The organism is Psychrobacter sp. 1Y4, from assembly GCF_051847555.1.
This window is the reverse complement of record NZ_JBPYDE010001009.1, coordinates 1-550: the sequence shown is the minus strand read 5'-3', so window position 1 is coordinate 550 and position 550 is coordinate 1. Positions and strand designations below refer to the sequence as shown.

Genomic DNA, 550 nt, shown 5'->3' with positions numbered 1-550 from the left:
CTGCGTGATAAATAAGCGCTTTTTACGCTCAGCGATAGCATCAGTAATGGCCGATAAAACACGCTCATCGTTTAACAATCTATGCGCTTGCTGTCCTGCGTAATTTGGCTTATACCCTGCGCGAATTGCCGCCTCTTTACCGTTAAAGTCGATAATATATTCAAGGGCGAACAGTTGCATCATGGGTGCAAGCTTTGTTGGCTGTGCCATGCTCACCTCCAATCAGCGAGTATAAAAAACGCCCTAGCAAATCAATGTAGGGCAAAAGGGATTGTGGTACTAACGGTGGTACCAAATTTTAGACGTAAAAAAAGCCACCTATTCGGCAGCTTTAATATTAACCTCTAGCATTTCTACCTGGCTCATCTTCAGCAACTCTGTATCTCCAGTAGAATCCCGATCGAACCCAAACAACATTGTCTTCAGTTGCTTTCTTAAAAGCGTTTAGAACATTGTTGTTAAGAACAACGTTACCATCGGAATTTTCTTTCAGCATATCGTTAGCATTGTTTTTTACTAGGTAATCAACTACATCATCTTGATACAAGCA

The 550-nt window shown here is 41.5% G+C and carries 2 protein-coding genes; both read right to left on the bottom strand.

Annotation, left to right across the window (positions count from 1 at the left end):
- A partial coding sequence (locus ACS8FC_RS20130) for a terminase small subunit (protein ID WP_439298089.1) occupies positions 1–210 on the bottom strand: 210 nt, incomplete at its 3' end.
- Between the two features lie 127 nt (positions 211–337).
- Positions 338–550, bottom strand: a 213-nt coding sequence (locus ACS8FC_RS20125) for a DUF6953 family protein (RefSeq protein ID WP_439298088.1), incomplete at its 5' end; no start/stop codon positions are given.